26 protein-coding genes are annotated in these 25,322 nt (G+C 33.1%); all 26 read right to left on the reverse strand.

The window, feature by feature from the left end; genetic code table 11:
- Positions 1 to 59: 59 nt before the first annotated feature.
- The 26 genes from BN4220_RS18860 to BN4220_RS18985 all read right to left on the reverse strand — a co-directional run bounded on the left by BN4220_RS18860 (position 60) and on the right by BN4220_RS18985 (position 24,923).
- Positions 60 to 488, reverse strand: a complete 429-nt coding sequence (locus tag BN4220_RS18860) for a flagellar biosynthetic protein FliO (RefSeq protein ID WP_066720325.1) — start codon at positions 486 to 488, stop codon at positions 60 to 62.
- A 2-nt stretch (positions 489 to 490) separates the two neighbouring features.
- Positions 491 to 853 carry a response regulator gene (locus tag BN4220_RS18865; RefSeq protein ID WP_066720328.1) on the reverse strand — a complete coding sequence of 121 codons (363 nt, stop codon included), beginning with the start codon at positions 851 to 853 and terminating at the stop codon, positions 491 to 493.
- Positions 854 to 896: 43 nt separating this feature from the next.
- Positions 897 to 2,054, reverse strand: coding sequence for a flagellar motor switch phosphatase FliY (fliY, locus tag BN4220_RS18870; protein ID WP_066720331.1), 1,158 nt, complete (start codon positions 2,052 to 2,054; stop codon positions 897 to 899).
- A 7-nt stretch (positions 2,055 to 2,061) separates the two neighbouring features.
- Positions 2,062 to 3,039 (reverse strand): flagellar motor switch protein FliM, encoded by a 978-nt coding sequence (gene fliM / locus BN4220_RS18875; RefSeq protein ID WP_066720334.1) that lies wholly within the window; start codon positions 3,037 to 3,039, stop codon positions 2,062 to 2,064.
- A gap of 113 nt (positions 3,040 to 3,152) precedes the next feature.
- Entirely contained in the window at positions 3,153 to 3,668 is a 516-nt protein-coding gene (locus tag BN4220_RS18880) for a flagellar basal body-associated FliL family protein (protein WP_066720337.1), read from the reverse strand.
- 42 nt (positions 3,669 to 3,710) lie between these two features.
- Positions 3,711 to 4,523 carry an OmpA/MotB family protein gene (locus BN4220_RS18885; protein ID WP_066720339.1) on the reverse strand — a complete coding sequence of 271 codons (813 nt, stop codon included), beginning with the start codon at positions 4,521 to 4,523 and terminating at the stop codon, positions 3,711 to 3,713.
- Positions 4,516 to 5,316, reverse strand: a complete 801-nt coding sequence (locus tag BN4220_RS18890; RefSeq protein ID WP_066720341.1) for a motility protein A — start codon at positions 5,314 to 5,316, stop codon at positions 4,516 to 4,518. The genes BN4220_RS18885 and BN4220_RS18890 overlap by 8 nt, the downstream gene beginning before the upstream one ends.
- A gap of 73 nt (positions 5,317 to 5,389) precedes the next feature.
- Positions 5,390 to 5,587: a flagellar FlbD family protein gene (locus BN4220_RS18895; RefSeq protein ID WP_066720351.1), complete on the reverse strand. Its 198-nt coding sequence runs from the start codon at positions 5,585 to 5,587 to the stop codon at positions 5,390 to 5,392.
- Positions 5,588 to 5,704: 117 nt separating this feature from the next.
- Positions 5,705 to 7,168 carry a flagellar hook protein FlgE gene (locus BN4220_RS18900; protein ID WP_066720354.1) on the reverse strand — a complete coding sequence of 488 codons (1,464 nt, stop codon included), beginning with the start codon at positions 7,166 to 7,168 and terminating at the stop codon, positions 5,705 to 5,707.
- Positions 7,169 to 7,260: 92 nt separating this feature from the next.
- Positions 7,261 to 7,659: a TIGR02530 family flagellar biosynthesis protein gene (locus BN4220_RS18905; RefSeq protein ID WP_066720358.1), complete on the reverse strand. Its 399-nt coding sequence runs from the start codon at positions 7,657 to 7,659 to the stop codon at positions 7,261 to 7,263.
- Positions 7,660 to 7,689: 30 nt separating this feature from the next.
- A complete protein-coding gene (locus BN4220_RS18910) occupies positions 7,690 to 8,502 on the reverse strand; it encodes a flagellar hook capping FlgD N-terminal domain-containing protein (protein ID WP_066720361.1) in 813 nt (270 codons plus the stop codon).
- Positions 8,503 to 8,522: 20 nt separating this feature from the next.
- Positions 8,523 to 9,884 carry a flagellar hook-length control protein FliK gene (locus tag BN4220_RS18915; protein WP_066720364.1) on the reverse strand — a complete coding sequence of 454 codons (1,362 nt, stop codon included), beginning with the start codon at positions 9,882 to 9,884 and terminating at the stop codon, positions 8,523 to 8,525.
- Positions 9,885 to 9,994: 110 nt separating this feature from the next.
- The gene (locus tag BN4220_RS18920; RefSeq protein WP_066720366.1) at positions 9,995 to 10,789 is read right to left on the reverse strand and encodes a magnesium transporter MgtE N-terminal domain-containing protein; all 795 of its coding nucleotides are present in this window, start codon (positions 10,787 to 10,789) and stop codon (positions 9,995 to 9,997) included.
- Between the two features lie 31 nt (positions 10,790 to 10,820).
- On the reverse strand, positions 10,821 to 11,273 hold the full coding sequence (fliJ, locus tag BN4220_RS18925) for a flagellar export protein FliJ (protein ID WP_066720369.1): 453 nt from the start codon (positions 11,271 to 11,273) through the stop codon (positions 10,821 to 10,823).
- Positions 11,274 to 11,288: 15 nt separating this feature from the next.
- Positions 11,289 to 12,599, reverse strand: a complete 1,311-nt coding sequence (gene fliI, locus BN4220_RS18930) for a flagellar protein export ATPase FliI (protein WP_347477149.1) — start codon at positions 12,597 to 12,599, stop codon at positions 11,289 to 11,291.
- Entirely contained in the window at positions 12,586 to 13,482 is an 897-nt protein-coding gene (locus BN4220_RS18935; protein WP_066720373.1) for a FliH/SctL family protein, read from the reverse strand. Before BN4220_RS18935 ends, fliI begins: the two co-directional genes overlap by 14 nt.
- The gene (gene fliG / locus BN4220_RS18940; protein ID WP_066720380.1) at positions 13,475 to 14,491 is read right to left on the reverse strand and encodes a flagellar motor switch protein FliG; all 1,017 of its coding nucleotides are present in this window, start codon (positions 14,489 to 14,491) and stop codon (positions 13,475 to 13,477) included. Before fliG ends, BN4220_RS18935 begins: the two co-directional genes overlap by 8 nt.
- 15 nt (positions 14,492 to 14,506) lie before the next feature.
- Entirely contained in the window at positions 14,507 to 16,102 is a 1,596-nt protein-coding gene (locus tag BN4220_RS18945) for a flagellar M-ring protein FliF C-terminal domain-containing protein (RefSeq protein WP_066720383.1), read from the reverse strand.
- 17 nt (positions 16,103 to 16,119) lie between these two features.
- Positions 16,120 to 16,446 carry a flagellar hook-basal body complex protein FliE gene (locus BN4220_RS18950; RefSeq protein ID WP_066720386.1) on the reverse strand — a complete coding sequence of 109 codons (327 nt, stop codon included), beginning with the start codon at positions 16,444 to 16,446 and terminating at the stop codon, positions 16,120 to 16,122.
- A gap of 27 nt (positions 16,447 to 16,473) precedes the next feature.
- Positions 16,474 to 16,926: a flagellar basal body rod protein FlgC gene (gene flgC / locus BN4220_RS18955; protein ID WP_066720388.1), complete on the reverse strand. Its 453-nt coding sequence runs from the start codon at positions 16,924 to 16,926 to the stop codon at positions 16,474 to 16,476.
- A gap of 28 nt (positions 16,927 to 16,954) precedes the next feature.
- Positions 16,955 to 17,341 (reverse strand): flagellar basal body rod protein FlgB, encoded by a 387-nt coding sequence (gene flgB / locus BN4220_RS18960; protein WP_066720392.1) that lies wholly within the window; start codon positions 17,339 to 17,341, stop codon positions 16,955 to 16,957.
- Positions 17,342 to 18,004: 663 nt separating this feature from the next.
- Positions 18,005 to 18,772 (reverse strand): GTP-sensing pleiotropic transcriptional regulator CodY, encoded by a 768-nt coding sequence (codY, locus tag BN4220_RS18965; protein WP_066720395.1) that lies wholly within the window; start codon positions 18,770 to 18,772, stop codon positions 18,005 to 18,007.
- Positions 18,773 to 19,180: 408 nt separating this feature from the next.
- Positions 19,181 to 21,256, reverse strand: coding sequence for a type I DNA topoisomerase (gene topA, locus BN4220_RS18970; RefSeq protein ID WP_066720398.1), 2,076 nt, complete (start codon positions 21,254 to 21,256; stop codon positions 19,181 to 19,183).
- 236 nt (positions 21,257 to 21,492) lie between these two features.
- Positions 21,493 to 22,665, reverse strand: coding sequence for a DNA-processing protein DprA (gene dprA / locus BN4220_RS18975; protein ID WP_066720407.1), 1,173 nt, complete (start codon positions 22,663 to 22,665; stop codon positions 21,493 to 21,495).
- Complete coding sequence (locus BN4220_RS18980) at positions 22,665 to 24,206, reverse strand: YifB family Mg chelatase-like AAA ATPase (RefSeq protein WP_066720410.1); 1,542 nt, start codon at positions 24,204 to 24,206, stop codon at positions 22,665 to 22,667. The genes dprA and BN4220_RS18980 overlap by 1 nt, the downstream gene beginning before the upstream one ends.
- A 96-nt stretch (positions 24,207 to 24,302) precedes the next feature.
- Positions 24,303 to 24,923: a flavodoxin family protein gene (locus BN4220_RS18985; RefSeq protein WP_066720412.1), complete on the reverse strand. Its 621-nt coding sequence runs from the start codon at positions 24,921 to 24,923 to the stop codon at positions 24,303 to 24,305.
- Between the last annotated feature and the right edge of the window lie 399 nt (positions 24,924 to 25,322).

A 25,322-nucleotide genomic window follows, 5' to 3' on the forward strand; every position in this document is an offset into this window, starting at 1 on the left:
GGCAAGCAATACCAGTCCTTTTTGCTGAAGAATAGATATCTTGTAATAGTACAGCATTTTTAATAGTCTTCTTCATGAATATCAACCTTCTCTATTGTTTTAGTATCTTTTTTGGGCATAAAACCAGATAATACTTCCTTAAAATTAGTACCTTGCTTTGAATTTTCCTTAAAGTGTGTGATTTGATCTTTGGTTAACTCTGTAAGGACTGTAATCGTGTCCTTACAAATTGCAATAACTATGTATTTATTACCTACTTGAAGTAATTGAATCACTTTATTCTGGGAAATTCGATAGGCATCGATGACTTTGAAATTACTCTCTCTTCCATGCCCTAATTGTTTAGCAGCAACAAATTTCGTAACGAAATAACTTGCTGCTATAACAATACTACATAAAATAACTAATCCAACAAGTTCAAGTCCATTGCTTAATGATGAATATGATGGCTTGTCTAATGTTGTTTCAGCTAAGAAAAGAAGATGCATGATTAACCAATCGCCTTCTTTACAGCTTCAAGCACGCGATCCGCTTGAAATGGTTTTACAATAAAATCTTTTGCTCCAGATTGAATTGATTCAATAACCATAGCTTGCTGACCCATTGCTGAACACATTATTACATTAGCACTTGCATCAATTGCTTTTATTTTCTTTAACGCCTGTATTCCATCCATTTCAGGCATTGTGATATCCATCATAACTAAATCTGGTTTAGTTTCATTATATTTTTCTACAGCTTTTATACCATTTTCTGCTTCTCCGGCAATTGTATAACCATTTTTGGTTAAAATATCCTTAATCATCATTCTCATAAAAGCTGCATCGTCGCAAATTAAAATACTCTTAGCCATTCTAATTCTCCCATCTTTGTGTATCTTGTCATATTCTTTAAATTTATTTAATTATATCTGTAATTCGTATGCCAAAAGCTTCTTCAATAACTACTACTTCACCTTTTGCAACGTATTTACCATTCACTAGTACATCAATTGGTTCTCCAGCCAAACGATTTAGTTCTATAATTTTACCTGGTGCAAAATCTAGAATCTCTTTAATTGATTTACTTGTTCGACCAAGCTCAACGGTTACTTCCAGTGGCACATCAAGTAATAAATCAATGTTCTCTGACTTAATCAGTGGACTACCAAGATTCATAAACGGTTGAAATTGTACAGGAGAAATATTAACATTTTGTGCCCCAGGCATTGTATGAGTTACTGGAGCCTCGTTTTGTTGTATGTATCCTTGCTGCGCTACTGCTCCTGTCATTGAAGCAACACTGCCTGGCGCAAAGGAGTTATTTACTGTTTCTACAGGCTTTTCTTGTTTATTTTCTGTAAGCATTGATGCTGCATTGGCTTCATGCTCTGAATACTTAACGAAGTTTTTGTATAAATCTTTCGCAAATTCAAAAGGATATAACTGCATCAACTCAGAATCAACTAAATCACCAATTTCCATTCGGAAAGAAACTTTAACAAACTCTCCTTTTAAAAATGGTGCAATGTCTTCACCATTAATATTATCTGACATATTAACTAATGACGCATTTGGTGGACTAATATCAACTCTTTTTTCTAGCATTGACGATATTGATGTTGCAGCGGAACCCATCATTTGATTCATTGCTTCACTGATTGCACTCAAGTGAAGTTCGCTTAATTCGCCAGATGTATTGCTACCATCGCCACCCATCATTAAGTCTGTAATAATTTTAACATCTTTTTCTTTTAATACTAAGATATTATGACCATCTAACCCCTCTTTGTAGTATATTTGAATAAATACACACGGACGATCATAACTATCCAGTAAATCTTCCCATTTTGCATACGTAACAACTGGTGTTGTTATATTAACTCTTTGATTCACTAAAGAAAACAAAGTCGTTGCTGCCGTACCCATACTTATATTAGAAATTTCTCCTATCGCATCTTTTTCTGCATCTGTTAAACTATCTGATGCAAGTGCTGTAGTAGAACTCATATCATTTCCAGCGTTAATTCCATTTAGTAAAGCATTGATCTCTTCTTGAGATAACATACCATCCATTACCCTGTTACTCCTCTCTAATAACTGTAGATATCTTTACTGCATAAGAATCAGAAGATGACCCTGGCAGCGCGGTAAATTTTTTTATGTTACCAACATATACATTAAGCTCATCATCAATCTTTGTATCTAATTTTATAATATCTCCCTTTTGTATATTCATTAGATCATTGAATGAGATTGTACTACGTCCAAGTACCGCTCTTATTGGTATTCTTGCCTTTGCTATGGCTACTTCTATAATGTCTTGATAATTAGAATCATCGTTTACTTGCATTGTCGAATACCAATATTTTGTATTCAGTTTGTCAATTACTGGTTCAAGGCAACTATATGGTAAACAAATGTTCATCATTCCTTCAATGTTACCAATTTTTATATTAATTGTAATTATAGAGGCCATATCACTTGGTGAAATAATTTGTGCAAATTGCGAATTAGTTTCTATACGAACCAATCTTGGTTCTAGGTTAACAACGTTTGACCATGGTTCAGAAAGTAGGTTTGTTATAACCGTAAAAATACGCTCAATAATCACTAATTCAATTTCTGAGAATTCTCTCGTTTTTTCAAGTGGAGCACCACTACCACCAAGCATACGATCCACAATTGCATATCCTAGATTATCTGCTAGCTCAATGACTATATTACCTTCTAAAGGAGCAAAATCAATAATCCCAAGTAGAACTGGATTTGATAATGCATTCGTAAATTCTTGATAAACTACTGCTTCTGAATTCATTACCTCAACCTGAACATTTTTTCTTAAATAGGCTGGTAAATGTGTTGAAAGCAATCTTCCATAATGTTCAAAAATAATCTCTAGGGTTCTTAGATGCTCTTTCGAAAATTTTGAAGGCCTTGTAAAATCATATACTTTTACTTGTTTTTCTCCATTTTCTTTAAACTCATCTGCATCCAATTCACCACTACTTAATGCAGCCAGTAGATTATCTATCTCATTTTGGGATAAGACATCACCCATTCTCTTACCTCCCAATATTACTAAACACTTATGAAGATGTCCTATGTAAATCTTTTTAACATCATAACATACTTTAGTAACAAAATCATTATAATATTTTAAAATACGACAAACTATTCCACGATAAAACTACCAAAAGAGACATCAATAATAAATTCAGAATTAAACTTAGCAGTTAGTGTGTCCTTAATTGCTTTCTTGATATTGTCCTTATTATCAAGAACTGTATCAAAGGTATAACTACCAATTTCAGTTTGAATTACTTCTCTTATATAGCCTTCTTGCTCTGTTAAAAGAGGTTGCTTTTTCTCGTAGTCTTTGTCTTTTTTATTAAGTGCTAATGAACAATTCACAGCAGCATAATGTGCTTTTGTATCATTTGCTGATTTTTTTAAATTAACAGTAATATCTTTCACTTCATGAGTACCAATATCTTCGATGCTAATTCCAGTGCTATCCACTTGTGGAATAGGTGACTCTAATTCTAAATCAATAATAGAGACTACTTTTTTCACTAAATTATCAGTTCTTCTAGCACTTGGTATAACAACAAATAAAGAAACTGCTGTTAATGTAAGATTAATGACAGTAGCTGCCAGTATAATAATTGTTAATATATTCTTTTTCATTTAAAACTACCAATTCCTTTCCCCGTATAACCATCCCTCTCATCAATCAGAGTTAAATGAGTTATAGATACGTATTTCAATTCTACGATTTTTTGCTTTTCCTTCTTGCGTGTTATTATCAGCAATTGGATCGTACTCTCCTCTTCCAATCCATTCAATCGTAGATGGGTCTATCCCTTTATTGTTTATTAAATATTCAGCTGCTTTAATTGCTCGAGCAGATGATAATTCTTTATTACTTGCATATTTTGCTGAGGAAATTGGAACATTATCCGTATGACCGATAATCGAGATACGATATCCCTCGTAAAGTTTTAATATATCTCCAACTTTTGAAAATATAGGTATTGCTTCACTCTTTAACTCCGCTTTTCCTGAGTCATAGAGAAGGGAACCATTGATATCTATTGATACATATCTGCTACCATCTTTATCAATACTTAATTCAACATAGTTATCTAGGTTATATTTCGTACTGGTTTCTGAAATTTTATCATACATTTCTGCGGTAGCTTGTCCATTTACTTCTTTTAACTGTTCCTCAAAATCTTTAATTGCTTCATCAACTTCTTCACTTGTCTTTCCCATGGACGAAAAATATATATCAAGATCATTTAGTTGAGAAACACCCATTCCAATCAACTGGCCTTCTCCAATTGATGAACTACCACCTTTAAAAATACTAAAGCTATTTGTCATAGATGCTGCTACCTGATCAAATTTTTCTTCATCAACGGATGAAAGGGCAAATAATAGTACGAAAAAGCATAACAAAAGATTCATTAAATCGGAGAATGTTGCCGTCCAAGCAGGTGCTCCTTTTGGAGGTGCTTGTGGTTTCTTTTGTCTAGCCAATCATTTCACCGCCTTCATGACTTAACAATTCGTTTCTCTTAGCTGGTGATAAGAAGGATTTTAATTTTTCTTCAATAACTCTAGGATTTTCGCCAGCCTGAATTGATAAAAGACCTTCTACCATTACTTCCTTCATTTTAATTTCTGCACCATTGTTTGCTTTTAATTTTGTAGATACTGGTATACAAATCCAGTTAGCAAGTACAGAACCATAGAAAGTTGTTACAAGTGCAACTGCCATACCAGGACCAACCGCTGCAACGTCATCCAATTTACCAAGCATGTTAATGAGACCAATTAAGGTACCAATCATACCCCAGGCAGGACCCATACTACCAAGATTTTCCCAGAATTCAATTACGGCTCCATGTCTATCTTCAATACAACCAAGTTCTGTTTCCATAATACTACGTACTAACTCTGGATCAGTACCGTCAACAATTAATAAAACACCCTTTTTTAAGAATTCATCATCTATGTTGTTGGCTGCTTCTTCAAGGGATAATAAACCTTCTTTTCTAGCAATATTGGATAATTCAATTATTGTTTTAATTGTCTCACCTTCGTTTGTTGCTACTGGTTTAAAAATAAGTAAAAAGCTTTTTATGTAAGATAAATATACGGATATACTAGGACTCATTATAAGTACGCATAAAAAGGCACCACCAAATGTAATAAATACAGAAGCAACATCCCAGAACGCTATTAAAGCACCAAAGCCGTCCTCTACAACCATACCATATATCATAACAACCATTGCCATGATGATACCTACGAGAGATGCAAAATCCAAACCAATCACCCACCTAATCTATAAATTTTAAAATCAATTTTTTTCAAATTCATATAGAAAACTTAATTATTTTCTATTCTATTTTTATTTGATTAAAGATTTCTCTTTTATAATCCTTAACCAAGTCAATTACTTCTTGCCTACTTTCTTTTACAAATATCTTTTTCCCTGTAGTAAGAGTAATAACAGTATCTGGAACCTCGTCAATTGTTTCAATTAAATCCGAATTCAATGTAAATGAAATATCATTAATCCTCGTTAAATTAATCATATAACTCCTTTCCTCCCCAAATGATTGTATAACTATAAAATAACCCTTTTATAAAGCAGGCTTTTACAAAATCTCAACTACCCTATACCATCTTGCAAAAGCCCACTCATCTAACTACTAACGTTTTAAATTAATTAATTCTTCTAAAAGCGTATCTGAAGTTGTGATAATTCTTGAATTTGCCTGGAAACCTCTTTGTGTTGTAATCATTTCTGTAAATTCAGAAGATAAATCAACGTTTGACATTTCTAATACACCAGTTTCAAAGGAACCACCAGTTGATGTAACGTCTTGTCCAATTCCATCAAATTCACCAGAGTTTTGTGTTGCTGCATACATATTATTGCCTACCGCTTCAAGACCTGCAGGATTTGCAAAGGTTGCTACAACAATTTGACCGAGTAATTTATTATCTCCATTATCATATACACCATAGATTTTACCTGCTTGATCGATGGAAATGCCTGATAATTCACCAGCAGCATTACCTTTTCCAGTTCCATCAATGCTACCAGTGTTTGCAACTACGCTTGATTTACCGCTATTTGAAAACATCGTTAATTTCGAAAAATCCATTTTAATCGGTGAGAATCTATCTGGATCAGAATTTACTTTAAATGTTAAAGCATCTAATTTAGTATCTGTATCCGTTCTTTCTTCACCAACACTTAGAAATTCACCAGTACTTCCATTGAAATAGATATCAAAACCTTCCATATCAATATCAACTTCACCTGTATCTTCATCTACTTCAACAGTAATATTTTCTCCATCTTCAAGACCAAAGTTAAAGTTCGTAATGGAAGATGCTTCATATGTAATAGTACCATCCTCAGCTTCCACCTTATTTACGAAAATAGAATCTCCACTTTCATTCGTGATATCAGATAGTTTAATTTTAAATACACTATTTGTATCTGCAGCTGGGTCTTTTACAATTTTAAAGGAAGCATTATATTTATTACCTAAATTATCATAAAATGACATGCTGATTGGACGTCCTGTATCCGATTCTAATTGTGTGTCATTCATATCAATATTTCCAGTAAGATAAGCATCTGATGTTGCTTTTGGCGCTGAAATCTGATTTTCTGGTGACATAACTTTTAGTTCAGAAACTTTGTCAGAAGCAGTTTTGTTAGGATTGTTTTTATCAACTTGCCATCCCATTACTTTTGCACCTGTTGCTGTACATAAGGTACCCGCAGCATCTACTTGGAAAGAACCTGCTCTTGTAAAGTAATTTCCATTCCCATTGTTTACGACAAAGAAGCCATCTCCTTCAATCATAACGTCAAAGGCATTATCTGTTCTTTGTGAACCCCCAACTTTACCAATATTAGTTGTAATAGAAGCTAAGGAAGAACCTAAACCGATTTGAGTCGCATTTGTTCCGGCTGTACCTGTCTCTACATTTGGACCAGATGCCACCTTAGTTGTTTGATATAAAATATCTGAAAATGTTACAGAACTACTTTTAAACCCTACTGTATTAACGTTGGATATATTGTTACCAATTACATCCATCTTTGTCTGATGTACACGTAAACCTGATACACCAGAATATAATGATCTCATCATAAGATTATAACCTCCTAAATTTATGAATACATCTTCTAACCTCAAGCAATCAGTTAGAACCACCCCCCGAAGGTCCAGCGGCGTATTCTCTCTTACATAATTACAGCACCATCAATATTAGTAAAAACTCTTTCTTCTTCACCACTTACTGCTGTAACGACGGTCTTGTTATTAACATTTACAATAAATGCTAAGTTATCAACCATTACTAAGGACTCTCTCATACCTTTTTCACTAGCTTTTCTAGCACCTGACTCTAAGCGTCTATATTGTGATTCGGATAAATCAATATTTCTGCTAACCAGTCGTTCGTTTGCATGTTTCGAAAATTTTAACTCAGTAGTTTCTTTGGCTGATTGGGTTGATAATAAGACCTCTTCAAAAGAACTTGTCTTTTCATTTATCTTCCCTGTAGTTTTATTCTTATTTGCAAGAAACTGACCCGCCACTTGCTCTATGGAAGTATATTTATTATTTATAAATTGTGACATATAACATCCTTCCCTTCATGAATTTATGAATTAAGCAATTGCATCAATTGTTTCTTCTTTTGAATCCTCTGTTTCGTTCGTTCCATCCGTATCATCTGATCCCTCAACTGCTTTTGAATTTGAAACTGTTAATGAAACTTTATCTGAAACTGTTGTATAATTTGGATCATTAAACACTACAGTAACTCCATAGGTACCATTAGACATCTTTGCCATAGCATCCTTTGAAATTGTAACCTTCGTTCCATTTAAAGATATCAAAGATGAATCAAGGATATTACCGTTAATAACAACAGCTATTTCACTGGCAACATAATCACCCTCTCCAAGGCTAACGTCAAAGGTCAAATCGGATGGCACTTGTGCATCATATTCTAATTTTTGAGTATTTGTTATGGTTGGTGATCCTTTTTGTACTAAGTATGATGTATCAATCACGCTTACTAAATCATCTAGGCTATATAAATTATTTTCAATTGATAAATAAATTTTTGAACCTGACATTGAGATGAAATCAACTGTTCCAGATACTTCTGTTTTATTTCCACTAGAATCCGTATTCTGAACTATAACATCTTTTCCGACTAAGGAAAATGCTTGAGACTTGTCTGAAGAAGCCGTTAAATTTTGTAACTGCTCCAATTGAGAAAATGTAGCAAGCTGTGATACGAATTCAGTATCAGAACTTGGATTTAGCGGATCCTGATTTTTCATTTGGCATACTAATAATTGTAAAAAAGCATCTTTTCCAAGTTCGGATGTTCCAGTTTTCCTTACATTCGTTGAAGAAATTGCTTCTGTTTGTTCAAGAATACCATTTGTAACTGACGCTGTAGTCGACATAAAACTCCTTTCCTTCTGCCCTATGCAGAATAATCAACATTTGATATCGTTTCATCTGATAAACTTATCTGAACCTCTGAGATATCTTCCATATCTTCTATACCTTCAGCTATGTCCATGCGAAACGCTTTTTTCCCTTTGTTTGTTCCTGATTCCTCTTTATTTCCTGCCTCATTACTTCCGTCAAACGAGAAATTTGAAACATTTACTTCAATTGCCTCTACCTTAACACCTTGGTTCTCTAAGTTTTGTTTTAACACTTGCATTTGACTCTCAATTGCCTCTTTTGCAGCTTGCGTCTGAGTTATGAATTGTGCAGTCATAACGCCCTCTTTTGAAGTTAGTGATAAATTCACCTTACCTAGATGCTCTGGATTTAATTGTAATTCCATCGAAGTTTGTGATGGCTTTATTACTACTTTAATTTCTTCTATAATTTGATTTGCGATTTCTCTTACTGTAGTAACGGTAGTTAATTCACCATTAAAATCAGTTTCTGTTTTCGTAACACTAGCAGTAACATGATCTAGAAAATTATTAACATCTGGAGAATCATTTTTCTTTAATGTATCCTTAGAATCGCTATTGGTATCTTTATTTGACGTATCCGTATCATCACTACGTTCTACTGTAAATACAATATTATCTTCTTTCAGCTCGGCATCCTGCAAGTTATCTGTTTCATCTGTATTTTCAGTTTGAACTGTTTTTAAGGATATCTCTGCTTCATCCATAGCACTTATCTCTTCCTTAGAAACTGATTGATTTAAAAAATTAATAAATTCCTCTGATTTTACAATCGTTTCTAATGATTCCTGTGTTACTAAAGATTCTGTCACCAATTCATTCACTGCATCTAACAGATTTGAAAAGGTATTTGCTAATTCTTCATTTGTTACTAAAGACAGTGCATCATCATTTCCTGTAGTATCTAAAAGAAGTTGTTGTAAAGACGCAGGATTTAATAAATCCATCATACTTAATCCCAAAATTTCCATCTTACTTTCAAGTTCTTCTTTTGATAATCCAAGGATTTTGCTTGTTATTTCTTCTGCATCTTCTAATAACTGAGCTACTTTTTCTATATCACTAGACACTGAATTATCCGATGTAGCTACTACTACATTCTGCTCATTTGGATTTACTTGATCCATTGCTGCTAAACTTTGATTCAAATCCTTATTCACTTGATTGATACTGTCTTTTTTATTGTTTGTATGTACTAAATTCTTTGTTTGATCCACGCTTTTAGCAGTTGTATTACTTAACATGCTAGAGAATGAATCGCCATCCTTTGCTTTTATATCTTTACTGCTTGATCCATTGGATGCAGGCATAAAATCAAAGGTAGTCATAAGTTTTGCCCCTTGCGTAGTCATCATTTTCTCCTTTCTCCCCAGGATAACTACCCTGTGGTATTATTTATGTAAAAGAATGTGCTTATTGTGCTTATTCTGCTTTTATTTAACACATTCTTTAACACCACTTAAACTTACTCCATACTACTCATGATACTGTTGTATCTTTCTTCATCCATATCAGACATTTTCTTAAATAATTTTGCCGCATATAGCTGATCCATTTTATTTAAAATAGCTGCACTTTCATCCGGTTTCATTGAAAGAAGCACTTTAGCTGCCCAACCCACATCTGCTGTCATCTCTTCTAAAACTGCTGCTGCTTGTGATGGCTTCATAGTCTTAAGTATTTTGGCTTTTTCTTCAATTGCCTCATCATATTGAAGGCTTTCAAGCACCAAACGATAAATTTCTTCTGCTGTGGTTGGATTTATTTCTTCATAATAAGCCTTATATTCTTCAATATCAGGAGCATTTGAATTAAATACTACATTTTTATCAAATTCCTTAACACGTTCTTCAAAAGCTAATTGATTCTCTTCAAAAACTTTTAAACGTTCTACTTCGGCCTTTAAATCAGCAATTAATGTTTCATATTCTTTGTTTCCAGAAGATAAAGAATCAATTTGAAGCTCTAATGCTTTAATTTGATTAATTGCTTCTGTCATATTTGCATATGGGTAGTTTTCTTCATATGCTAATTGTTCATCGGATACCTCTGGCAACACCAAATTTAATACAGGTATATTTTTTAAAGCTGGTCTAAGTGATGTTCCAAGACCACCGATATCAAGTTTGATAATAAATCCAAAGATTGCAAGCCATACTAATATAATTACAAATACGATAATTACGGTAAATAGCTTACTTCCTAATTTCTTATTTTCATTTTCTGTTTCAAAATCCGCAGTTTTATTTCTTTTCGCCATGCGTATGTACTCCTTTTAACGCCTTCTAAACTTAATTATCTGGCTCTACTTTGCCATAGGAAAAGCTAACTAATTCATCTACTTCTTTGCGCTCTTCTAGTTCAATATCCTTAAGATAAGTTTCAAAAGCCTGCTCTCTTAATTTTTCTTGGATTTTTCTATCCTTCATCGCAAGATTCAATTTTGCTACTGCAAGTTCTACCGCTTGCTCAGCTTTTTTTACTTGAAGAGCTTGGATTTTTATAAATACCTTTAAGGATTCTATTCCATCTTGTAAACGCTTGATTTCAATAATATTTAAAGTTTCATTCATGCGCATACACAAGGATTCTTCATATTGATTTCTTCTATGAAGCAAGGCATTTAATTTTTCCTCTTCTTCATTTAATTTCATCTTAGCAATGCTGTAATTCGTCTTTTCTTGATCTTCTAATTTATATTTAATTTCAAGAATGCTTTGCATTCGATAATTGAATTTCTTCATTTAATTAAGAAACCTCTATTCATTAAAAATTCCTTCTAGCATCGCAATTGTATCATCAAAGTCGGATTTTTCATCAACTTCTTGACATAAAAATGCATTGACTTGATTTATCTTTGAAATAGCATAGTCTATACTTTTATTGGAACCAGCCTTATATGCACCTATATTAATTAAATCTTCCGCTTCATTGTATGTAGCTAATACCATCTTAAATTTCCCAGCCAGTTTTTTATGCTCTTTTGAAGCAATGGAACTCATAACACGGGAAATACTTGATAAAACATCAATCGCTGGATAGTGATTTTTATGTGCTAATTTTCTGGATAACATAATATGCCCATCTAAAATACCTCTTGCTGTATCTGTAATTGGTTCATTAAAATCATCACCATCTACTAAAACTGTATAAAGACCAGTAATAGAACCGATTGCTCCGTTTCCAGCTCTCTCAAGTAGTTTTGGCATTTCAGAATACACACTTGGTGGATATCCTCTAGAAACTGGAGGTTCTCCACTAGCAAGTCCAATCTCTCTTTGAGCCATAGAAAAACGAGTTAACGAGTCCATCATTAATAAAACGTCTTTCCCCTGGTCTCTAAAATACTCAGCAATCGCTGTTGCTGTCTTTGCAGCTTTTTTACGTATCAATGCAGGCTTATCCGAAGTAGCAATAACAAGAACTGAACGGCTTAAACCTTCTGGTCCAAGATCTCTTTCAATAAACTCTTTTACTTCTCTACCACGTTCTCCAATTAAAGCAATAACATTTATGTCAGCTTTTGTATTTCTTGCAAACATACCAAGCAGTGTACTTTTTCCAACACCACTACCGGCAAATATACCGATACGCTGTCCTTTACCAATCGTTAATAATGCATCCACAGCTTTTACGCCAAGAGGTAATACATCCTCAATCAGTACTCGGTCCATTGGATCTGGTGCCTTTTCATCTACTGGGTAAAATTGATTTAAATTCAATTCTTCACCATCCATTGGATTGCCCAGTCCATCTAGTACTTTGCCTAGTAATTCATCTCCAACACGTACCATTAGAGGTTTGTTTCTATTAATAACCATACTACCAACGCCAATACCTGTAATATCTTCATAAGGCATGAGTAAAAGTCTATCATCACGAAAGCCGATTACTTCTGCATCTACTGTCCTTTTTTTATCACTTGAAATGATACTACATAAGTCATTTACACTTGCATCTGGTCCTATGGATTCAACAGTAAGTCCAACGATTTTAGTTACTCGACCCATACTATCTGCATAATTCTTCGTTAAAAGCTTTTGGTATTTACTAAAATCAATCATACGAATCACCTTGCACTTCTTGTGAGGAAGAACCTGCTAGAAGTTTTAAGTCACTGATCAAGTTCTTAAGTTGTATATCTAAACTGCAATCAATTACTCTACTGTCTGTTTCAATTAGGCATTGTGTTTTCGTTAATAACAGATCTTCTACTATTTCTAATTCAACACCTTCTTTTAACTGCCATAAAAGCTCTGTCTTATGAGAATTCACAAGTTCATAATCTTCTTTGGAAACTTTTACAATATATGAGTTACTTGCTTCACAAGACCCAAATGCTTGTTCAATGAGATAAAGAATGATTTCTTCTTTTTCCTCAATCGCATAATTCGTTAGCTTCTTTATAAATGAAATTAATAGTTCCACAAACTTAGGTTCTAAATCTCTCATCAAAGATTCATATTCAAGTTTGAGTTTTTTTTCTTCATCTTCTAACTCTTGCTTTAACTGATGTAATTCAAGCATAGCTGCATCATTTCCAGCTTTATAACCATCTTCTTTTGCTTTTTCAAGTAGATAGGTAGCTTCTCTATTGGCATTTTCAAGGATTTCTTTTGCTTTTTGTTCCGCATCTTCTAGGATTTGTTTTGCTTCCTCTTCCATGCGTTCTTTCACTTTTTTATGTTCTTCTTCTAAATCTACTGTAGGGTTTTGTGATTCATCCAGTTCCTCAACTAATGCAACTGGATGAATACCTGCAACAAAGCTATCCCCTTCTAATGTAGCTGCAGTAAACTCTTCACTCATATTTACTTTGCCTGTATGTACCGAACTGAACCCTAGCTTTTCCAAAAACATCTTTTGGAATTCATTTGCTTTTTCATTCGAATCAATGGTTTTTTTCTCATTCTCATTATATTTAATGGAATATGCTTTGATTAAATTAGACAACGATCTCGTCACCTCCACCTCTAGAAATAATAATTTCGGCAGAGTCTTCTAATTTTCTAATAATATTAACGATTTTCTGTTGAGCTTCTTCAACATCTTTAAGTCGAACAGGTCCCATAAATTCCATATCTTCTTTAATCATAGCAGCCAAACGCTTGGATAGATTATTAAAGATAACTGTTTGTACTTGTTCGTTTGTACTCTTAAGTGCAACAGCAAGTTCATTGTTGTCAACTTCACGAAGAACTCTTTGAATCGATTTATCATCCAATGTAAGAATATCTTCGAATACAAACATCTTTCTACGAATTTCATCTGCAAGTTCTGGCTCTTCAATTTCAAGAGTTTCCATAATATGTTTTTCTGTTCCACGATCTACAGTATTTAAGATTTCAACAATTGCATCTACACCACCTGCAATTGTGTAATCCTGATTCACAAGTGATGCTAGTTTCTTCTCAAGTACTTTTTCAACTTCTTTGATTACATCTGGTGAAGTACGGTCCATCTGTGCAATACGTTTTGCAACATCTGCTTGCTTGTCTGGAGACAAAGCACCAATAATTGTTGCTGATTGTGAAGAAGATAAATAAGATAAAATCAATGCGATTGTTTGAGGATGCTCATCCTGTATAAAGTTGAGTAATTGGCTCGCATCTGTTTTTCGTACAAATTCGAATGGACGAACCTGTAATGATGCGGTCAATTTTCCGATTACTTCTTTTGCCTTATCTACACCAAGGGCTTTTTCTAATAAATCCTTCGCATAGTTGATTCCACCTTCTGCTATGTACTGTTGTGCTAAACAAACTTCATAGAATTCATTTAACACTTCTTCTTTCGTTGCAGGTGAAATGCTTCTTGTATTTGCTATTTCTAAAGTTAACTGCTCAATTTCCTCTTCTTTTAAATGTTTAAAAATAGATGCAGATCTCTCCGGACCTAGCGTAATTAATAATATGGCTGCTTTTTGAAGGCCATTGTAATTACTTGATTTTTTAGCTGGCATACGCTACCTCCTCGATTAATCCCAATCTTCATTTAACCAATTGCGTAGTAATTGTGCAACTGCTTCTGGATTTTCATCCACGAATTTATCAATCATTCGTCTTGTTTCTGATTTCTCGCTAAACTCAATATCATCAAGTGATTGATTTTCTTTTGTAGTAGCAAGTAATTGTTCTACCGATAGCTCAGGTTCAATTTCAGTAACCTCTACTGAAGCCATACTACGGAATACTACAAATATTAATAATCCAACAATTAATGCTGCTAAAATAATTTGTAAATATAGTGACCAGTTCGTTGAACTAGTTTCATTTGGAATAAAGCTTGGTACTTCCCAAATAATGATAGAAATATTATCTGCGTCAATACCTGTTGCATTTGAAAATAACGTCTTTAGTTCATCCGTTACTTCTATTTGTTTTGGCTCACTATTATTTAAAACGTATTCTTCAAATGTTGTATCCTCAAGTAAACCAAGTGTTTCTAAATCCTTCTGTGTTTGTTGTTTCACAGTCTTTAAAACAATTGACATTGTAGAAGTAGAGTTATTAATAACTCCCCATTCCTTCATTGTATTTGTTGTTTTTTCACTTGGTAAATATGTAATCTTCTTGCTTTCTTCTGAACTATCTCCTGAACCTGAATTTGCAATATAGTAATCTACTTCATCATTGGCATCTGTACCAGTAACATCTCCACTGGTACCCTTATTCTCTGAAGAATAAGTTTCAAAGGTTGAATATAGTCCCTGTTCTTGACCTTCTGCTGCAATATATTCTTTATAAACGATTGATTCTTGATCCATGTTGATGTCTAAATTAAAAATAGGTTCTACATAATCATAACCATTCATTAATCCAAAGCGAACAACACGATCATAGTAATAATCATTTACAACTTTTTTATATTCGAGGTTCTTATTCGCATATTGTTCCTCCTCATCAGAAGGGCCATTATACAATAAGTTACCATATTGATCTATAATTTTAATATTTTCTGTTGTTTTATTTCCGATTCCATTTGCTACAACAACAGCAATTGCCTCTGCACTAGATGCTTTAAATTTATCATTTACTGTTAAAAACACACTACATCCAATGTCTTTTTGTGTTTCTAAAATACTTGTACGAGTATCTGTTGGTAAATAACTAACACTTGCATCTTCAATGCCTTCTTGACGTTTTAGCAATTCTTCAACATAGCTTTGATAATATAAATGCAACTTTAATTGTTTATCACTATTTGTTGTACTCATATCATTATTAAGTAGCTGTTCCATGCTAAATTTTTCATCATTTGCGATTTCACTATCTGCTAATACTAATACTGCATCCGAACGCCTTTTATTATCAACGGATACCGTAAGGTTATCGCTTCCAAGTTGATATGCGATACCTTCCTCTTTTAATAAGTCTACTGCTTGTTTCGCTGTTTTTGTATCACTAAATGTCATTAATTCCACAAACTCTGTTCTACTAAGTATTAAAATTAAGATAGTTAATGACAAAAAAATAGCTCCTACAACACTTATAAAAATAACTCTCTGCTTCTTTGAATATTTGTTCCAAAACTCCAATACTCTAGAAGGTATTTGCTTAACTCTATCTAGCATTTCTTATCCCTCTCACCCTAAAATTGTAATTGCATAATCTCCTTATATGCATCAAGCACCGCGTTCCTTACAGCTACTGTATATTGTAAGGATATGTTTGCTTTTTGTTGGGCAATCTGTAAATCATGCGTGCTAGTCATTTCTCCCATCGCGTAAGCCATTTCTGCTTCTTGCGCCTGATTGGTGTATTGATTCGTTTCCTTTACCATCGTAAGTGCAGATTGAAACATTTGTTCAAAAGTAGCATTTCTATTTTCTGTTGCAGTCGCCTCTGAATTTTTAAATAAATTTGTATTAAATGCACTAGTCCCTTTAATCGAATTATTAATTGATGCGATGTCCATGTTCCTTCATCCTTTCCCCTACTATAATTACTTTCCTACCTCAAGTCCCTTTAACAACATATTTTTAGTCGCGTTAAAAGCAGTCACGTTAGCTTCGTATGAACGTGATGCATCAATTAAATTTGTCATTTCAGTTACTGTATTCACATTAGGATAACTTACATATCCTTCATCATCTGCATCCGGGTGGCTTGGATCATATACTTTTTTCATCTCTGTTACGTGATCTTCTACGATACCAACTACTTTTACTCCACTACCATTAACTTTCTTATTTCTCCCCAAGTTCGTCTTTTCTAAAATACTTCCAAAAGTATCTGATTGCTGTTCCGATAATAAAACAGTTTGTCTGCGATATGGATCTCCATTTTCGTCTCTGGTCGTATTTACATTTGCAATATTTTGAGAAATCAAATCCATTCTTAATCTTTGTGCAGTCATACCGCTTGCACTAATATTCATTCCATTAAAAAATGACAATGTAACTTACCTCCTGAACTATCGATAATTAACGCTGTAGTACACTTTTTATGCGGCTAAACTCTTGTGACAAAGAATCTAATAAGGCATAGTAACGAATTTGATTTTCTGCTAAATTAGCATTTTCAGTTTCTATATTGACATTGTTACCATCTGTACGATAACTTAAATTTTCAAGATCTGTATATGTAGTTGCATCCAGTTTGCTTAGGTCCATACTTGTGACTTTCTTATTTAAATCATCCCCACTATTTAATTCTTTCTTAAGATATTCTTCAAAACGAACATCTTTTCTTTTATAATTCGCTGTATCATTATTCGCTATGTTATTAGAAATTACCTCATGTCTAAGAACACTAGCATCTGCAGCTTTATCCAAGACATTAACATAGTTAAAAGCATTTGTCCCGATCATATAACCTTCCTTTCTCTAGAAAGCAAAACATTTGCTTACTTTATTTTATATAATACATAATATTCTATAATTCTTATAAAAATTACATTTTTCTAACAATTCTATTAATATTTTACATTATAGTTAATTTTCAATAAAATCACAAGATATATTTATAAAAATGAATATAATATACTAGTAATTGTATTTTTTGTAAATTTATTTAATGTAAAAAATTAAAAATGCCTTGCAAAAATAGTCAATTACTGTCGGATAAAATTTCAATTTTATCTCATAATTTGTCATATTTTAATGAATAGTTTACAAATAAGGAAAACTATTACACATTCTCACTATGTTTTACAAAGCATTGAACATAATCACATGCGACTTTTTTCCTATCGTATGAGTACGTATCAGAAACCCATACTCGTGCTGGCACGCTGTCACTAAGAGACTAACTCCCTTAGTGCGAAATGCGCATCCTGGGGAAGGGTGTTTTTATTTATAGTACAAAACATTTATGCTTTTATTTCCTATAAAAACAAAAAAGGATTCATGAGTATAAATATCTCATAAATCCTTTTTTATTCCTCTTATTGTCAAGGATAAAAATAAGCAATCGCAAACTTAATCCCAACAAAGGTTATCTATTAAAACATTAATCTACTTCTAACATATTATTTATTGCATTTTTTTTAATTCATCAAAGACAACATCATTTAAAACTTTAATATAGGTTCCCTTCATTCCAGAAGATCTAGACTCAATTACGCCTGCACTTTCAAATTTTCTTAATGCATTAACAATAACTGAACGAGTAATACCGACACGGTCTGCAATCTTACTTGCTACTAAGATACCCTCATTGCCTTCTAATTCATCGAAGATATGAGTAATCGCTTCCAATTCAGAAAACGATAAGGTGCTGATGGCAGAACGTACAATATGTACTTTTCTATTCTCTTCTGCATTTTCTTCATTCACAGAACGCATCATTTCTAAGCCCACTACTGTAGTGCCATATTCACTTAAAATAATATCATCGATTGAATACTGTGTTTCGCTTTTGTATAAAAATAGAGTACCTAATCTTTCTCCTGCGATATCGATTGGTGTAATGATTGCTTGATAATTATTTACTCCTTCAAATTCAAATCCTAAAGTAGATAAATTAACATTCTCTTTTGTAGATAAAATATTCAACAAGCGCTCATTCAAGATTGAATCAATATATCCACCAACATTATCTTTAATCAATTCATTAATTGGTGCGATATCGCTTCTGTTTTTAATTCCTAGTACTTTACCTTTTTTACTAATAACTAAAATGTTACTTTCTAATATGTCGCTTAAAACTGAACAAATGTCATTAAATACTACTTTGTGAGAATTATTATTGTGGAGAAGCTTATTAATTTTTCTTGTTTTATCTAACAATTGTACACTCATGCAAGACCCCCCGTGACCTTATATCATTTGGCCGATAAATAACAAATATTCGGCAATCGTTGCCAATTAGACTACGATATCAATTTTAACATAGGTTTTATGAAAAAACAATAGCTTTTTTGTTCTTTTGACACACATTTTGCTTTTTTTTCATTCTGTTTTACAAATTTTTTTGATTTTTCCTACCATTAAATCAATAAAACCACAATATTTAGTATGGCACTACTATTTTATCACCATATTTACTATTTGATTATATTTTACAAAAAAACAAATTAATAATATAAATTAATAAAATTAAGCTAATTTTTTATGTGTGAATTCATTTTTTCAGCATCATGAGCTGTTCTTAGCAATATTTTGCGTAAAATTCATTTAAAATCACACATATTAAATTAGCTAACTTTCTTATTCTTCTTCTTTTTTATTTTTCACAAAACCGCATGTCTCATCCATGCACACTAATTTTGAACCTTTTTCTAATAATACTTGATTACATTTCGGACATCGTTCTTTGGATGGCTTTTGCCATGACATAAAATCACATTCTGGATTATTTTCACATCCATAATATCTTCTACCTTTTTTCGTCTTACGAATCACGATATCTTTACCACATTTCGGACATTCAACTCCGATTTTTTCAAGATAAGGTTTAGTATTTCTACAGTCTGGGAAGCCAGGACATGCTAGGAATTTTCCATGTGGTCCATATTTAATTACCATATTTCTTCCACATTCTTCACAGATAACGTCTGTAGTTTCATCTTCTATGGTTATCTGCTCTAATTGTTTTTCTGCGGCTTCAACCGCTTGCTCTAAATCAGGATAAAAATTGCTAACAACCGTCTTCCAATTCACATTTCCATCTTCTACACCATCTAATAGTGCCTCTAAATTTACTGTAAAATTAACATCTACAATACTTGGAAATGCTTTCACCATAATTTGATTTACAGCTTCCCCAAGTTCTGTTACATACAAATTTTTATTCTCTTTAATTACATAACGTCTTGCAATTATAGTAGTAATTGTTGGAGCATAGGTACTTGGTCTACCAATTCCAAGCTCTTCTAAGGTCTTAACTAAAGAAGCTTCCGTATAATGTGGTGGCGCTTGTGTAAAGTGCTGACTTTTATGAACTTCTTGTAAGGTTAGCTTAGTATCTTCTGTAATTTTATTAATACCACTAATTGAGTTTTCTTCTTCGTCATCTCCACTTATATAGACTGCCATAAAACCTTCAAAAATAAGTCTAGAGGAAGAAACGGTAAAGCGATATCCATTTCCATCAATCTTAGCAGTTGTTGTTTCATATTTTGCCACTTGCATTCTACTTGCAACAAATCGTTTCCAAATCAATTGATATAAGCGAAACAAATCTCTACTTAAATCTTCTTTGATTAATACAGGCGTTAATTCAACGTATGTTGGACGAATTGCCTCATGGGCATCTTGAATTTTCTTTCCAGATGATTTATTTACATCTTGGCTTGTCACAAATTGTTCGCCATACGTATTTTTAACGAATTCTTTTGCTGTTGCATCTGCTTCTTCGGATACACGAGTAGAATCTGTACGTAAGTAAGAAATCAAACCTATTGTTCCATGGCCTTTTACATCGACTCCTTCGTAAAGCTGCTGTGCTAGACGCATTGTCTTTTGAGTAGAAAAATTTAATACTTTAGCTGCTTCTTGTTGAAGTGTACTTGTTGTAAATGGAAGTGGAGCTTTCTTTTGTCTCTCTCCACGCTTAATTTCTGCAATCTTATATTCTGCATTCTCTAAATCTGAAATGATTTGATTCATTTCTTCTTCAGAGTGTATCTCCATTTTTTGTTTTCCTTTTCCGTAAAACTTCGCAGTTAAAGGCTTTTTCTCACCAGGTAGTAAGAAATCAGCTTCTAATTGCCAGTACTCTTGTGGAACAAAGGCATCTATTTCAGCTTCACGATCGCATATAATACGAAGAGCTACGGATTGAACACGTCCAGCACTTAATCCTCGTTTTACTTTTGCCCACAACAATGGACTAATACGATATCCAACCATACGGTCTAGCATTCTTCTTGCCTGCTGCGAATCAACAAGATTCATATCGATCTCTCTTGCTTCCTTTATAGAATTCTTAACAGCACTTTTCGTAATTTCATTAAATGTTATTCTACTCGCATTCTTATCGTCTAACTTTAAAGTTTGAGACAAATGCCATGAAATTGCTTCTCCTTCGCGGTCAGGGTCAGTTGCGAGATAAACTTTGTCTGCCTTTTTTACTTCTTTTCTTAATTTGGCAAGCAAATCACCTTTTCCACGGATGGTGATATATTTTGGTTCAAAACCATGCTCTACATCTATTCCCATTTGGCTTTTTGGTAAATCTCTAACATGCCCATTTGAAGCCATTACTTCATAATTGTTCCCTAAAAATTTCTTTATTGTTTTTGCTTTCGCTGGTGACTCAACGATCACTAAATATTTCGGCATAGTTTAGCTCCCCTCTTCCAATTTATCTAAAAACGAAAGTACATCAAAATTTTATCTGTACTAGTCTAAAAGACGGTATATTTCTTTAAAATAGAACGAAACGTTTATGATACATTATTTACGAATAGTTAAAAATATTACATTTTCAATTATTACACTCATTTGCAATTATTATATTCACTCGCAATTATTACATTCACTTGCTATTATTACATCATGCATTTGCAATTATTACATTATACATTCCGTACATAATAATTACTAATCCATTGCGTTATTAAATTCTTTAATTCCAGAGACATAAGTGCAATTGTTAACTGCTGATGTGATAAATTTGTCTCGTGTAATAGAATTTCCAAATGTTTCGGTTCTAAACTCAACCTATCATATACTATTTTCTCATCTCTTTCAAGTATTATCTTACAATTTTTTATAACATCAAGATTATTTTTATTATTTTGTTCTTTCTTTGTAGTTGTCGGGTTATACATTTCTTTACATTTTTTAATGCTAATTTCTAGATTTTTATCATATTTTAAATTTAACTCTTCTAAAATATCCTCAACATTTCTAACTAACTTTGCACCATTTTGTATCAAACGATTGCAGCCGCTAGATAAGGAATCACCAATTCTTCCTGGAATCGCTAAAATATCCTTTCCTTGTTCTAAACCACGGTCGACTGTAATAAATGTCCCACTACTTTCCCTCGCCTCAACTACTAATATAACATCGCACAAGCCAGCAATTAAACGATTTCTCATTGGAAAATGAAACGGTAGGGGTACAGTACCTATGGGATATTCGCTAATAACCCCTCCCTTATTTAAAATTCTATCATAAATTCGTCTGTTTTCTTTTGGATAACATATATCAACGCCGCATCCAACTACTCCAAAGGTATCCCCTCCGCCATCAAGGGCACCTTGATGTGCATAACTATCAATTCCTCTAGCTAACCCACTGATTACTTGAACTTGATGTTTTGCTAGCTCCGTAGAAAGATACATCGTAATTTCTTTCCCATAATTCGTACAATTACGTGCACCTATAATAGCTACCGACGGTTTATCCTCTGCCGGTAATTTACCTTTATAATATAAAAAATAAGGTGAATCATAAATCTCTCTAAGTTTAGCTGGAAATATCTCATCTTCTTTTGTAACAAAATATATGTCCTTCTCTTTTAAATTATTATATTCTTCTATTATTTTATCTTTATTCCTACTTTTTATTAAGCATGAGACTTGTTGTTGTGTAATACATGCAGATTTTATTAAATCTGCTTCCGAAGCATAAAATACTTTTTCAACACTTCCAAAACTTTCTAATAATTTATTAATTCCTTTTACACCAACTTCTGGTACCTTTGATATCCAAAACCAACACATTACATTTGACAACTCCATTATCCTTCCTCCCAAAATTTCTTATCCATACTACGATAAACAATAGCTTCGCAAATATGTCTTTCTTTTATATCAATAGCGCCGTCGATATCAGCAATTGTTCGTGCTACTTTTAATATTCTGTGATATGCCCTTGCACTTAAGTTCATTTTAATAAAAGCCTCTTCTAACATATTTTTCTCATTCTTACCTAGTTTACAATATTTTGATATTGTCTTAGGTCCTAACTGGGAATTAAAATATATCTCGCTATTTTTATATCGATTTATTTGAATCTTTCTGGCATTTAAAATACGTTCTCTTACTTCTTTTGAAGACTCACTTTTTTTATTCTGTCTTAAATCTTTATAATCCACTTGTACCATTTCCATACAGATATCAATTCGATCCAGCAATGGCCTTGATATTTTGCTTAAATATTTCTTAACTTGTGGCAAGGAACAATTACACTTGTTTCTATCTGGAAAGTACCCACAGTTGCATGGATTCATTGCAGCCACCATCATAAAGTTTGCAGGGTAAGTATAAGAGGCGTTCAAACGATTTATCGTTATATATTTTTCTTCTAAAGGTTGCCTTAAGACTTCTAAAGTTCCTCTATGAAACTCTGGAAGTTCATCTAAAAAAAGCACCCCATGGGAAGCCATCGTAATTTCTCCTGGTTTTGCAAATCTTCCTCCACCGATTAAGGCAACGCTTGTACTAGAATGATGCGGTGCACGAAACGGACGTTTTAGTATTAACGCTTGATTATTATTTAATTTTCCTGAAATACTATAGATCTTTGTTAGCTCTAAACTTTCTTCTAAGCTTAATTCTGGCATTATGCTTGGAATTCGTTTTGCTAACATTGTCTTACCAGAACCTGGCGAGCCAATTAATAGCGCATTGTGTTGCCCTGCTACAGCTATTTCAATTGCTCTTTTGGCAGACTCTTGACCAATTATTTCTGAAAAATCGGGAAGATTATCATCATTTTTATTATCAAGAAACATTGCTTCAATATCTACAAATTCGGAATCAATCATAGATATTCCATTTAAAAAGTCAATGGCTTCTTTCAAACTTTTTACTCCAAACACCTCAATATCTTGAATAATTGCAGCTTCCCTAGCATTGGTCTTTGGAACAATACATCTTTTAAAACCCTCTTTTTTGGCAGTATTAATAATAGGAAGTACTCCTGTTACAGGATTAATTCTTCCATCTAAACTCATTTCTCCGATGAGTAATGTGTCTTCTAAATTTTCTTGTGGAATAAAGCCAGAAGCGGCTAGAATCGCGATTGCGATAGGTAAATCAAATGCAGTACCTTCTTTACGAATATCTGCGGGTGATAAATTAATTGTAATTCTCTTAGGTGGCAGTACATAGCCAGAATTTTTAAGTGCAATTTTTACTCTTTCTTTTGCCTCTTTTACTTCAGAAGCTAAAAAGCCAACTAAATCAAATAACGGCAAGCCATCGCTGACATCTGCTTCCACTTGTACAATGAAACCATCAATGCCTACGACGCTTGCGCTAAAAGCCATACTAAACATACTTTCTCCTTTTGCTCTCCGGAGAAATCATTTGCATAGGTATTTTACCATAAATAACCATTTGTTACAACAATTATTTAAATACTAAATTAATGTCTATCGTATAAAATTCGTTCTTTCTCTTGGATATTGTGACGGCGGTGTTATGGAATCTTTTGTTGCCTCTTTCATTTTTAAAATCCAAGCCATATTCCTTGCAAGATTTTTAATGGTGCTAATACCTTCTGCATCCTGTAGTACTTCACCCTTAGCTGCCCCATGAATAACATTCCAATAATAGGATGGAGCAACAATCATTTCTGAAATCAAGAAATACTTATTAATTGTATCAAACGTGGTCATATCTCCACCTCTTCTTGATACTGCAATGGCAGCTCCCACCTTATGGCGCATATCCCCTTTATTCGCGTAAAAGAAACGGTCTAAGAAACTTTTTAAAGTACCAGCAATGCCTGCGTAATAAACTGGACTTCCTATTAAGATTCCATCTGCCTCACTAATAGTCTTACATGCATTTTTAAAAGTTTCGTCTCCAAATACACAATAATTGGTATTTTTACATGCACCACATCCTGTACATCCAACGATCTTTTCTTTTCCAATCTGAAGAATCTCAGTCTCAAAACCTTCTAATTCAAGTTCCTCTAATGCTGCATTAAGTGCATAATATGTATTACCTTTTTCATTTGGACTACCATTAATAGCTACTACTTTCATTCTATCTAACCTCCATACTATCGATTTAACAGTAGTTTTAAATTCCACGTTAGCCATATTTGCTACCAAATTTCCAGTGTTTACTACCACATTCGCAATGCTTACTTCCATATTTGCAGTGCTTATTACCTAATTAATGGTGTTTTAACTAACACATTAATAGCGTTTTAACTAGCAAATTAATGGCGTTTTAACTAGCAAATTAATGGTGTTTTAACTAGTAAATTAGTAGCATTTTAACTAGTAATTCGTAGTGTTTTAACTACCACATTAACAGTTTTTTTACTCCCGCCATACTTTTTTAGAGCATTATGTACATATATTTAAGTCCATTAAGTATTGATATACTATATTCATAGACAATTCTATATATGTAATTTGGCATTTACATTTCATTAA

The organism is Clostridium sp. Marseille-P299 (genome assembly GCF_900078195.1).
Taxonomy (GTDB): domain Bacteria; phylum Bacillota; class Clostridia; order Lachnospirales; family Lachnospiraceae; genus Lachnoclostridium.